Source organism: Paenibacillus sp. MAHUQ-63 (assembly GCF_028765165.1).
Classification (GTDB): domain Bacteria; phylum Bacillota; class Bacilli; order Paenibacillales; family NBRC-103111; genus Paenibacillus_E.
Window position 1 is genome coordinate 320,520 of sequence record NZ_JARADB010000003.1, and the last position, 11,602, is coordinate 332,121.

Annotated in this window: 10 protein-coding genes; 1 reads left to right on the forward strand and 9 read right to left on the reverse strand. The window is 53.6% G+C overall.

What is annotated here, in order from left to right; genetic code table 11:
- Positions 1-6: 6 nt before the first annotated feature.
- Complete coding sequence (locus PUT07_RS17765; RefSeq protein ID WP_274469667.1) at positions 7-1,320, forward strand: UDP-glucose dehydrogenase family protein; 1,314 nt, start codon at positions 7-9, stop codon at positions 1,318-1,320.
- A 337-nt stretch (positions 1,321-1,657) separates the two neighbouring features.
- Here PUT07_RS17765 and PUT07_RS17770 read toward each other — a convergent pair whose 3' ends face one another.
- From PUT07_RS17770 to PUT07_RS17810, 9 genes are all read right to left on the reverse strand, one after another.
- Positions 1,658-2,377 (reverse strand): ThuA domain-containing protein, encoded by a 720-nt coding sequence (locus PUT07_RS17770; RefSeq protein ID WP_274470864.1) that lies wholly within the window; start codon positions 2,375-2,377, stop codon positions 1,658-1,660.
- A gap of 23 nt (positions 2,378-2,400) precedes the next feature.
- Positions 2,401-3,459, reverse strand: coding sequence for a Gfo/Idh/MocA family protein (locus PUT07_RS17775; RefSeq protein ID WP_274469668.1), 1,059 nt, complete (start codon positions 3,457-3,459; stop codon positions 2,401-2,403).
- A gap of 22 nt (positions 3,460-3,481) precedes the next feature.
- Entirely contained in the window at positions 3,482-4,519 is a 1,038-nt protein-coding gene (locus tag PUT07_RS17780; RefSeq protein WP_274469669.1) for a LacI family DNA-binding transcriptional regulator, read from the reverse strand.
- 34 nt (positions 4,520-4,553) lie between these two features.
- Positions 4,554-5,108: an HAD family hydrolase gene (locus PUT07_RS17785; RefSeq protein ID WP_274469670.1), complete on the reverse strand. Its 555-nt coding sequence runs from the start codon at positions 5,106-5,108 to the stop codon at positions 4,554-4,556.
- Positions 5,098-6,117, reverse strand: coding sequence for an ABC transporter ATP-binding protein (locus PUT07_RS17790; protein ID WP_274469671.1), 1,020 nt, complete (start codon positions 6,115-6,117; stop codon positions 5,098-5,100). The genes PUT07_RS17785 and PUT07_RS17790 overlap by 11 nt, the downstream gene beginning before the upstream one ends.
- Positions 6,118-6,119: 2 nt before the next feature.
- On the reverse strand, positions 6,120-7,163 hold the full coding sequence (locus PUT07_RS17795; protein WP_274469672.1) for an ABC transporter ATP-binding protein: 1,044 nt from the start codon (positions 7,161-7,163) through the stop codon (positions 6,120-6,122).
- A gap of 29 nt (positions 7,164-7,192) precedes the next feature.
- Complete coding sequence (locus PUT07_RS17800; protein WP_274469673.1) at positions 7,193-8,338, reverse strand: ABC transporter permease; 1,146 nt, start codon at positions 8,336-8,338, stop codon at positions 7,193-7,195.
- Between the two features lie 2 nt (positions 8,339-8,340).
- Positions 8,341-9,339, reverse strand: coding sequence for an ABC transporter permease (locus PUT07_RS17805; RefSeq protein WP_274469675.1), 999 nt, complete (start codon positions 9,337-9,339; stop codon positions 8,341-8,343).
- A gap of 76 nt (positions 9,340-9,415) precedes the next feature.
- Entirely contained in the window at positions 9,416-11,389 is a 1,974-nt protein-coding gene (locus PUT07_RS17810; protein ID WP_274469676.1) for an ABC transporter substrate-binding protein, read from the reverse strand.
- Positions 11,390-11,602: the final 213 nt, after the last annotated feature.

Consider the following 11,602-nt stretch of genomic DNA (forward strand, 5'->3'; position numbering starts at 1 on the left):
ACTGCCATGCGCTTAACGATTGTGGGAACGGGATATGTCGGGTTGGTGGCTGCCGTATGTTTGGCCAAACTGGGCCATGAAGTCATTGCGGTCGACCGGGAGTCCATTATTCGCGGATTAATGGAGAGGAACCTGCATGTATGGGAACCTCAGCTGGAGACGGAGCTTGAGGCGTGCTGTGCCAGTGGCAGGCTGCACTTCGAGACCGACTTGCTTGCGGCCTCGGCGGACACCGACGCCTTGATGATCGCCGTCGGCACACCTACCCGCGAGGATGGTCATACGAATCTGAGCTACGTGTATGAGGTGCTTGCACATCTGATGCAGTCCGGCGTGTGCCCTCCGCTGGTCATCGTGAAGAGCACCGTGCCGGTCGGCACCTGCGACGAGCTGGAGGAGAGCCTCCATGCGGCCGGACTGCGTACGGAAGTCGCCTTCAATCCGGAATTCCTGCGCCAGGGCAGCGCAGTCCGCGACTTCATAGAGCCCGACAGAATCGTGCTCGGCTGCAAGTCGGCGCATGCCGAGGCTCAGCTCCGGGAGCTGTATGAAGGGATCGAAGCGCCTGTCTATGTCTGCGACAGACGAAGTGCCGAACTGGTCAAATATGCGTCCAACGCCTTTCTGGCGATGAAAATATCGTTCGCCAACATGATGTCCGACGTCTGTGAAGGATATGGCGCCGATATTCGGGACGTCATGCACGGGGTAGGCGCGGACCGGCGGATCGGGCCGGAGTTCCTTCAAGCTGGCGTGGGCTATGGCGGTTCCTGCTTTTCCAAAGATTTGCAATCCCTGCTGACCTCCGGGAAGCTTGTCGGCAGCTCGCTCCCCCTGCTGGAGGCAACCGCCAAAATCAACGATCAGCGCATCCCGCGACTGATCGCCAAGCTGATTTCTCTATGGGATAGCCCCATGGGGAAGAGACTGTGCGTATTAGGCATCTCGTTCAAGCCCCAGACGAATGATGTCAGGGACGCACCGTTCCTCACCCTGCTCGCGCAATGCAAGCGGCATGGCATCGAAGTGCGCGCCTACGATCCCGTCATTCGTCAAGTTGCCAAGGCTAACGTCGACGTGGTCGATTCCCCATACGCCGCAGCCGCCGGGGCGGATGCCGTCATGATCATGACGGAGTGGCCGCAGTTCGCCGAGCTGGATTGGCCGTACCTGCTGCATCTGATGCGGCGTCCGCTGGTGCTCGATGGCCGCAATCAGCTGCCGGGCGACGTCGTCTCGCGCTTAATGGATATAGAAGGCGCGGTCTACATGCCCATCGGTCGCCCCATGGAACGCCAATCCCATTATCAGCGGAAATAAAATTTGCCGATTGCGGAGCCTGGCCGGGCCCACAATCGGCAAATAACTCCGTTGCCATTCCAAAGAGGCCCTTAATCATCGAAAAAGGGCCCCTGTGAGGCTGTCGATTAACTGTGCGCAGTTTTAACGTAAACGGACACATGCAGAGAATGTATGTGATTTTTCGAATATATATACAGAATTAGGGCTCAAATCACGTTTTGTATATGAAATTCCGAATAGAATCGACTGATTCTTGGTATGTGCCGCTCATTATGTATGATTTTTCGCATACATTTTGTGGTCTCCCACAAGTAATCGACAGTCCCCCTGAGTTCTTTAGCTATCGCCGAACCGTCTACTTCTTAATCGCCTCCAGTGGGGCATGATGCCCGTAGAACGTTTTCTCCCGACGGACCGGAGCCGTCCATTCGACCGCATTGGCGATCACCCGGTGCACATCTTTGTTGTGATAGGTAGGGTATGTCTCATGACCCGGGCGGAAATAGAAAATGCGTCCCTGTCCACGGCGGTACGTGCAGCCGCTGCGGAACACTTCACCGCCTTCGAACCAGCTGACGAAGATGAGCTCATCCGGCACCGGGATATCGAAATGCTCGCCGTACATTTCTTCTTCGGCCAGATCGATATAAGGTCCGATTCCGGCTACGATCGGGTGCGAAGGGTCTACGACCCACAAGCGCTCCTTCTCATCCGCTTCTCTCCACAGCAGGTCGCAGGAAGTGCCCATCAGCTTGCGGAACAGCTTGGAATGATGGCCGGAATGCAGCACGACCAGCCCCATCCCTTCATGCACGCGGGCGCAAATCCGGTCCACGACGTGATCCTGAAACCCTTGATGATCGACATGCCCCCAATAAATAAGAACGTCGGTCCCGTCCAGAACCTCCTGCGTCAACCCATGCTCGGGCTCCTGGAACGTCGCTGTGCGAATGTCGAAGCCCGCTTGCCCGATGCCGTCGGCAATGGCGCCGTGCATTCCTTTGGGATAAATCCGGGCAACCTCCTCTTTGCGCTGCTCTTGCAGGAACTCATTCCAGATCGTTACTTTGATCATCATGCCCACTCCCTTATCGTCATCTATAAGCTTCGCGTAACCCCATCCTGCGCGGAATCAATAATCGCTTGCAGCACCCGCTGGTTCCGGTAACCGTCGGCAAACACGGGCAGCAGCGAGGACGGCGCCTGCTCCAAATAATCGATGAAATCCTGCAGCATCGGCTTCATCTCTTGCTCATCCAAGTGAATGACTTTCTCGGTGAGGGTCAGCTTCTCGCCCTCTCTTAACGTCAAATGGACCTCATTCGGCTGTTCCACACAGATGCTGACCGTGCCGAGATCCCCGAACAGCGTAACTTGAAATTGGTTTTTCGTACCGATCGCATTCTTATGCGTATAGAAAGAGCCCATCACGCCGCCTTCCAACACGCACTGAAACCCAGTGAAATCGTCGACATCCACAGCCGTGAGTTCCCCTGTCCGGGGGTCCTTCCTGTGATCGATGAACGTGCTCATCAGCCCGCTGACCTGCTGGAATTCCCCGACGAAGAAGCGTGCCGCATCCACCATATGCGAGCCGATGTCGGCTAATATGCCGGATCCCGCCATTTCTTTGCTGAACCGCCATGTGTAGCCTTTATCGAACATTGGGGCGTTTTCTTCTTGCAAATAGTGTGCGGCTATATGCCGGATCGGACCTAAGGCTCCTTGGTCCACAAGCTGTTTGACGTACTGGAAGCAGGGGCGGTAACGGTACGAGAATCCGATCATGCATGGAATGGGATTGCGCTCATACAATTCCGCCAGTTCATTCGCTTCTTCGATCGTACGTGTAAAAGGCTTCTCGGAGAAGATCGGCTTCCCGCGTTCAATCGCATATTTCAGAATATCGTAATGATACTTATTGGATACTCCGGACAAAATAACGTCTACTCGCGGATCGTCGATCAACCCCCTGTAATCGGTGAACCTTGCTTCATCCGGCAAATTCAAACGATCGCCCGTTGTCCGGACCGCCTGCTCGTTCACGTCGCAGATCGCAGCCACTCGCGTGCGGGGAACTTTGGACAACTGATTCATGTGATAGTCGCCGATTCCCCCAAGTCCGATAATGCCTACGTTCCATACCTCTTTCTGCATCTTCCTTCCCTCCCGTTACGCTCTAATCTTCCTGATCAATCGTCTGGCAGGAATTTCGCTCGATGATTTTACTGGCGATGATGACATTGCGGGGAGTGTTCCCCGGCCGTACGCCCAGTTGGCTCATCAGCAGCCGAACGGACTCCGCGCCCAATTCCGAAGGGAGCAAGTCCATGCTCGTGAGCGGCGGGTTCGCCTGCACCATCATGGACATATCGCCGCATATGACGAACAGCGAGATATCTTCCGGCACGCGGAGCCGCAAATCTTTGAGCGCGTTGAGCACGCTGAACGCCGTACGGTCGTCGTCCGCAATGATGGCGGTTACTCGCTTCTTGGATTCGCCGATGACGCTCATCGTCTTCTCATACCCGTAATCCATGTATTCGTTTGAACTCATATCCGGCTTATGATGGATCATATGCGGTTCCACCTGCAGCCGGTAATCGTTCATCGCTTGCATGAAGCCCCTTATGCGATCGATCGAGACGGTCATGCGCTCATTGGCATTCAGAAACATGATGTGGCGGTGCCCACGGCCGATCAAGTATTCGCATATTGAATAAATGACTTCCCGATTATCGTTGTCCACGCTGTAAACGTCACGAACCGTCGCGTTCATCACCCGTCCAACGGTAACGAATGGAATTTGTTCGCTATCCAGCAGTGCAATTCGCTCATCATCGGTCACGGGCTGCATAACGACAGCCCCGTCGATCGGGTAGCTCGACAGGAACGGGGTCTGGACCTTCATCTGCGGAATCATATCGAGCAGCACCCGGTACCCGTAGTAGGAGGCTTCGAGGATAACGCCGTTAATGAACTGTGTATGGAAGGCGCTGAAAAGGAAGCTGCCATGCGGGATCGTGAGCCCGATCGCCATCGTCTTTTTCGTTACCAGGCTGCGTGCGATATGGTTAGGCACATAATTCAACTGCCTGGACACACTCAGTACACGCTCCTTGACCTCGTTGCTGGTCGGTCTTTTCTGGCTGAACACATTGGACACGGTCCCTTTCGAGACTTTCGCCAGTTTGGCGACATCATCGATTTTTGCCATAGCCACCTAAACATCCCTTCAACTAACGTTCCGGTTATGCCAGCTTCGCATTGAGTTCCTCAACCAGGTCGATAAGCTCAAGCGGATCGTTGATCGTGTATCGGGGGATTTCGCTCTCATCCGCATGCAGCTTCGGATAACGCGGCGTCCAGCTCAGGAAAACGCTCGTGATGCCCAATTGATTCGCCCCCTTCACATCCCGGCTCAAGTTATTGCCCACCATGATCATTCGCGGAATGTCTTCCAAGGTTAGATCCAACGCGCCAATCGCCGCCTTGAACATGCGGGGACTCGGCTTGTAAGCTTTCACCGTTTCGGAGTACACCATGGTCGTGAAATAGTCATACAGGCCGTTTTGCGTCAAAATGTTTTTGAACGACTGCGCGTTCCCGTCCGCAACGATAGCCAGCGTATACCCCCGCTCAGCCAGCGTTTTGACCATCACATCCGCGCCGGGAATCACGTTCGCCCGAATGACGATATCGTGGTCATCCCGAATCTCCGTCCCTTCATCGATAATCGTATCTCCGCAGTCCAGCAAAACGATCAGCTTCTTGGCATTAGGGTTCAACTCTTTGTCATGACTCATGGGTTACACCTCTCAGCACTAATTGGCTCGCATAATGGCATGCGGCATAATGTTCCTCTGTGATTGCCTGCAATTCCGGCTCCTCCCGCATGCATTTATCGGTTTTATACCTGCATCTGGGATGGAAATGGCACCCGCTCGGCGGATTCGCCGGATTCGGGACCTCACCCTCCAGAATGATCCGCTCCTTCTTCACATTGGGATCCGGCTCTGGCACCGCCGACAGCAGCGCCTCCGTGTACGGATGCAAAGGATCGTCAAACAGCGCATCCACTGGCGCGAGCTCAACGATTTTGCCCAAATGCATCACCGCTACTCGGTCGGAAATGTTCTGCACGATGGACAAATCATGGGAAATAAAGATGTAGGTGATCTGCAGCTGCTCCTGCAAGTCTTTCAGCAGATTAATGATTTGTGCTTTGATCGAGACGTCGAGCGCCGATACCGCTTCATCGCAAACAATAAGCCTCGGCTGGGAGATGAGCGATCTGGCGATGGCGATCCGCTGCCGCTGCCCGCCGGAGAACGCATGCGGATACCGGTCGAGATAGCTTGCGTTAAGTCCTGTTTGCTGCGCGATCTGCGTAATTTTCTCATCCAGCTCCGACTTGGAAAGCTTGAAATTCGCCAGCAGCGGCTCGGCAATAATATCATAAACACTCATTCTCGGACTAAGCGAAGAGAACGGGTCTTGGAAAATCATTTGAATATCTTTGCGGTACTTCTTGAACTCCTTGCCTCTCAATCCGAGGAAATCGACCTGCTCCCCGGTTTCGGGATGGTAGTAGACCGAACCGGAAGTGGCGTCCATGCCCCTGACGATGCACCGGCCTAAGGTCGTTTTCCCGCAGCCGGATTCGCCGACGATACTGAGCGTCTCCCCCTCCATAAGCTCGAAGGAAACATTGCTTAGCACACGGACCGAGGTTGGTTTGCTGAACAATTTGTTTTGGGATTTCACCTGGAAATCCTTATTTAACCGGTCGACTTTCAAGATCGATTTGGCCATCCTTATTCTCCCCCGCCCTCATGCTTGTAAAGAAAGCAGCGAACCATATGGTTCTCCGAAATAGCCGTTTTCGGTACGGCTTGCGCATTGCAAACGCCATCGATCCTTTGTTGGCAGCGGTCGTAGAAACCGCACATCGGAGGCATGTTCGTCGCCACAGGCACCGTTCCGTCGATGGATTCCAGTCTTGCGCGCCGGTCGGTGGACAACTTAGGCATCGATTTGAGCAGTCCTTGCGTATAAGGGTGCTTCGGATTGTTGAATATTTCCTTCACGGGAGCCTGTTCCACGATTTTCCCGAGATACATGACGGCCACTTCGTCGCACATTTCCGCAATAATTCCGAGATCGTGGGTGACGAGCAGGATGGCCATGCCGAACTCCCGCTGGAGCTGCTTCATCAGCTCCAGCACTTGAGCCTGAATCGTCACGTCCAGCGCTGTCGTCGGCTCATCGGCGATGAGCAGCTCCGGGTTGCACGACAAGGCCATCGAGATCATCGCCCGCTGCCGCATCCCGCCGGAGAATTCGTGCGGATATTGATCGAAGCGTTTCTCTTGGTCGGAGATGCCGACTTTGCCGAGCATTTCGAGCGCAATGCGCTTGGCTTCCTTTTTATTCTTCGTGCGATGAATCAGGATCGATTCCATGATCTGATTCCCGATCGTATACATAGGGGAGAATGCCGTCATGGGTTCTTGGAAAATCATCGCGATTTTCCTTCCGCGAATGGAGCGAATTTGCTTGCTTCGCGGATGCAGCGACAGCAAGTCGAGCTCATTCAAATTTTTCTCCGATTCAGAGTGATACACAATCTTCCCTGTCGTCTCGCACTCTTTGGGATTAATCGAGATGATGGCCCGGCTTGTTAAGCTTTTGCCGCAGCCGGATTCGCCGACGAGCCCCAGCGTTTGGCCCTTGCGGATTGTGAAATCGACGCCATCCACGGCCTTCATCTCGCCGTTATCCATCTGAATGCGAATCTTGAGGTCTTGAACCGACAGAAGAGGGCGATCGGGTAGTGAAACGGAAGCTTGCGATGCCATACTTTCCCCTCGCTTTGCGCTAGATTGGATTATTTCTTGTAAGGATCCGCCGCATCGCGCAATCCGTCGCCAAGAAAGTTGAACGTCAATACGGTTACGATGACGAAGCCCAACGGGATCAGTTTCCAAGGATAGAGGGCCACGTTCTCGATTTGCTGGGCTTCCTGCAGCAGCACGCCCCAACTGGTCGCCGGCGAGCGGATGCCGAGGCCCAAGAAGCTCATCGCCGTCTCGCCCAGAATCATGCCGGGGATCGCTAACGTCGTGGCCACGACCAAGTAGGAAATAAATCCGGGCAATAAGTGCCTGATAATGATCTTGGCATCGCTCACACCGGCTATTTTGGCGGCAAGCACGTATTCCTCATTTTTCAAGGAAATGAATTTCCCCCGTGCTACCCTCGCCAACTCCGTCCAGCCGATGAATGCGAAAATGATGACGATGTAGAGATACATGGTCACGACGGGGATCCTGGCCGGAATCGCCGCCGACAAGGCCATCCATAGCGGCAGCGTCGGGAACGAGCGAATAATTTCTATCGCCCGCTGAATGACCGAATCGATCCAGCCGCCGAAATAACCGGATACGCCGCCGATGAATAAGCCAAGAACGAAGGAGATGGCGACCCCGATGAGCGGTATGCTCAGTGAAATCTGACTGCCGAGCAGCACACGCGATAACAGGTCTCTGCCCATTCCGTCGGTGCCGAATAGAAAAATGCGGCCGGGCGCATCGACGCCGAATAAATGAATGTCGGTTTTGAACAAGCCTAGGAATGTATAGCTCTCCCCTTTCACGAGAAATCGCAGCGGGTGACGAACCTTCTCGTCCTGTACGAAAATCTTGCGCAGCGTCACCGGATCCCGGCCGCTCTTGAGCTCGTTCACGAACGGTCTGAAGTGAAACTTGCCTTCCGCATCGTGAAAGCTTAGTTTCACCGGTGGCGCATTCACATACTTGCTGTCATAGCTTTGCAACCCGTATGGCGCGAGAAATTGGGCGAAAATCGCCGCAAGATAGAAGCAGGCCAGGATGACAAGGGAAATACGGGCCAGCTTGTGCCTCTTTAACCGGCGGTACATGAGCCGCCATTGCGAGCTATGCGAAAGGTCGTTGCGGGGGGCTGCCGCCGGCGGCGCTACACCTTGTTTGCCTGGAATAGGAATTGTTCTCATGGTCAATTACCTCTGAACTCTGTGCGAATTTTTGGATCGAGCCATGCCAATAAAATATCCGAGATCAATGTCCCAAGCACGGTCAACACCGCCATGAACAGAAGCCAGGTGCCGGCCAGATACATATCCTGTGCAAGCAGCGCATTGTACATCACCGGTCCTTGGATCGGCAGATTGAGCACGATGGCGGTAATCGTCGATCCGGTGAAAATCGAGGTCAGCGACCAGCCGATCGTGCTGACGATCGGATTCATCGCCGCTCGCGTCGGGTACTTGAGCAAGATTTTCGTTTCCGACACCCCTTTGGATCTCGCCGTCACGACATTCGGTTTGTTCAGTTCGTCGAGCATCTGCCCCCGCATAACGCGAATCAGCTCCGCCGTATTAGCCAAGCCGATGACGATGACAGGAATGATCATGTGCTTCAGCAGATCCAGCACTTTGTCCATCGACCATGCGGCATTCACGAACTCACTGGAGAACAAGCCGAGCAAAGGATCGCCGAAATAAACATAGGACAAGTACATCAAAATAATCGCCATGAGGAAATGCGGCGTCGCCATGCCGAGAAATCCGATGGCCGAGAATATATAGTCACCGATCGAATATTGTTTCACCGCACAGTAAATGCCGATCGGAACCGCAACCGCATACGTGAAAGCCATCGTGACCAACGAGACGATAATCGTCAGTCCCATGTACTGCGATATGACAGTCATCACCGGCTTGTTGTAAGAGAACGAATATCCGAAGTCAAATTTCGTAATCATATTGCTCATCCAGGCCAAATATTGGATAAACCAGGGCTGATCCAACTTCAGGCTGGCTCTCATTTCGGCGATATTTTCCTCTGTCATGACGTCGCCGGCCACCGACATTTTGGCCGCATACGTGGAGACATAATCGCCTGGCGGAAGCTGAATGATATAGAAGACGATCATCGAGATAAAGAAAACGACCGGGATAACCAAGATAATTCTTCTCAAAATATATTGGAGCATCTCTACCCAATCCTCTCCGTTTCATTCGAAGACAGGGGGAGGCGTGCTCCCCCCGCTTCATCATGCCAACGATGCTTTACTGTTTGATGAAAAATTGCGCCGGATGCCCGTGGCCCAAGCTGCGGAATTCGTCCGAATATACGAGTTCTTTGGGCACGTTGCCCATCTTGTTGGAAACGACAACGAGGCGCGGAGTCGGGCCGGCATAGCCGATGACCCATTGGTTTTTCTGATGCAGCTTCACGATTTCGTTACTCCATTTCACAATATCTTCTTTGGTGGTGGAGGCTTTTACTTTATTCCAATAGTCCAGAATGAGCGCTACGTCGCCTTCCGGCTTCACGCCTTCTTTGCCTCCGGATGAAGAATACAAGCCGTAATGTCCGTACCAAGGCGTAAGCACGCGGAGCGGTACGAGCGTATCCGGGCGGAAGGCAACGTTGACCAGGGAAATGTTTTCTGTCGTGGCCGGTATTTTATTGGCATACTTCATTTCCTGATGAGTCCCTTGATCCACAACTTTGAGATCGACTTTAATGCCGACGGCTTCGTAATACTTCTTCACAAGCTCCAGGAAGCTCGCCGTGTTCGTGCTGCCTTCGATGATTGTAATCGTGAGATCCGAGCCGTCCGTGTTTAGGCGGAAATTATTTTTATCGCGCTGGGTTAACCCGATCTGATCCAACAATTGATTCGCCCGATTCACATCGAACTTGCTCCATTGATCGGCCCAGCCTGCTTGGTAGCCGACAAGTCCTTCAGGGACGGAAGCCTGCTGCGGGGCGCCCAACCCGTTCGTGACGATTTCGGAAATTTCCTTCCGGTCTACGGCGACGGACAGTGCCTCACGGAAACGAATATCTTGAAACAGCTTGCGGAGATTCGGATCGGCGATCGTTTGATTCAGCTGTATGCCCGCGCTCGACCAATTCGGTGTCGTCCACGGCAGCACTTGGAAGCCGGCCTTTTTCTCATTTTCCTTGAGTACGGTGAAATCTTTGAAATCGAAATCGAGCAGGTTATAGTCCCCGGCAAGAGTTCCCAGGATCCGTTGGGCGGGATCTTGCACCTTCGTCGCCACGATGCGGTCCATGTAAGGAAGCTGATTGCCTTCCTTGTCAACTTTCCAGTAATACGGATTGCGCTCCATAATAAACTGATCGCTGTTCGGATCGTTCTTCGCTACCCACGCCCGCAAGGTTGGGATTTGCGGATTGACCCAGTAATAGTAGCCCGTTTGGACCAAGAACGTTTTGACATCTTCGTAGCCCCACTTTTTCGCAATCTCCAGCGCTTTGTCTTGGCCGACAAATTCGGGAAGAATCGTCTTCTGGAAGTGCGCCGGCGCGAAGAACCACTTGTTGTCGATCGCAACGCGCTCCAGGAATTGCACGCTCGGATACTTGTGCGTCACTTTGAAGGTGTAGTCGTCCACTTTGGTGACCTTCGCCAAAGCCTTTTCGCCTGTGACAGGATCAACCGAGTAATAGGCGTCGTATATTTTTTTGCCGAACGTCTCTTTGGTCAGCATATGCTCCCAGTAGAACAGCACGTCGTCGGCCGTGAACGGCATACCGTCCGACCACTTCATGCCTTTGCGCAAATGTATCGTGAATTCCGTTGAATCCTTGTTCACTTCGTAGCCTTTGGCCACGTTAGGCTCAATCGTGCTGCCATCCTTGTTGAAGCGGAATAGCGCCTCTTCCGTCGGCTGACCTACGGCCCAGCGGTCGTTCGGCCCGCTCCAAGGCATTTTCCAGTCGCCGCCGTATTTGCCGATCTCTTGGGTAACCGTTTCCACCATAATGTCTTCCTTCGCCGGCATCCTTTCGGCGACAGGTTTCAGCGTGCCTGCGCTGACCAGCTTGGTTAGCATCGGCGCTTCTTTGTACCCGTCCGTTTTGACGGGAGCCGAGGCTACCGGAGCCGTTGTCGCCTCCTTGCCGGCCGGGCTGGCCGTTGGACTCGTTTCGCTTGCGCTCTCACAGGCTGTAAAAAAGGCTGCAATCAACACCATCATCAAGCCGACATAGAACCTCTTCGTGTTCAAGCCTATCCCCTCCGTAATTTAATTGACATTTCCATCTTTCTGAATGCTGCCGGAAATCAGGTCTCTTCACCCCCTAGGTATAGTTCAACTAGTTTCGACTGCGTTCAACTGCACATACAGGAACAGCGTGTATTAAACCGGTTTAATTAGGATGACGGCTTTACGGAATTGAACTTTCTTCTGAGTTATCTAGGAGGGAAGTTAAACCGGTTT

What these genes read in the sequence shown, in the direction of transcription:
- PUT07_RS17765 (WP_274469667.1), top strand. Translation starts at nt 7, where the DNA reads ATGCGCTTAACGATTGTGGGAACGGGATATGTCGGGTTGGTGGCTGCC.
- PUT07_RS17785 (WP_274469670.1), bottom strand. Translation starts at nt 5,108, where the DNA reads ATGAGTCATGACAAAGAGTTGAACCCTAATGCCAAGAAGCTGATCGTT.
- PUT07_RS17780 (WP_274469669.1), bottom strand. Translation starts at nt 4,519, where the DNA reads ATGGCAAAAATCGATGATGTCGCCAAACTGGCGAAAGTCTCGAAAGGG.
- PUT07_RS17790 (WP_274469671.1), bottom strand. Translation starts at nt 6,117, where the DNA reads ATGGCCAAATCGATCTTGAAAGTCGACCGGTTAAATAAGGATTTCCAG.
- PUT07_RS17800 (WP_274469673.1), bottom strand. Translation starts at nt 8,338, where the DNA reads ATGAGAACAATTCCTATTCCAGGCAAACAAGGTGTAGCGCCGCCGGCG.
- PUT07_RS17770 (WP_274470864.1), bottom strand. Translation starts at nt 2,377, where the DNA reads ATGATCAAAGTAACGATCTGGAATGAGTTCCTGCAAGAGCAGCGCAAA.
- PUT07_RS17805 (WP_274469675.1), bottom strand. Translation starts at nt 9,339, where the DNA reads ATGCTCCAATATATTTTGAGAAGAATTATCTTGGTTATCCCGGTCGTT.
- PUT07_RS17795 (WP_274469672.1), bottom strand. Translation starts at nt 7,163, where the DNA reads ATGGCATCGCAAGCTTCCGTTTCACTACCCGATCGCCCTCTTCTGTCG.
- PUT07_RS17775 (WP_274469668.1), bottom strand. Translation starts at nt 3,459, where the DNA reads ATGCAGAAAGAGGTATGGAACGTAGGCATTATCGGACTTGGGGGAATC.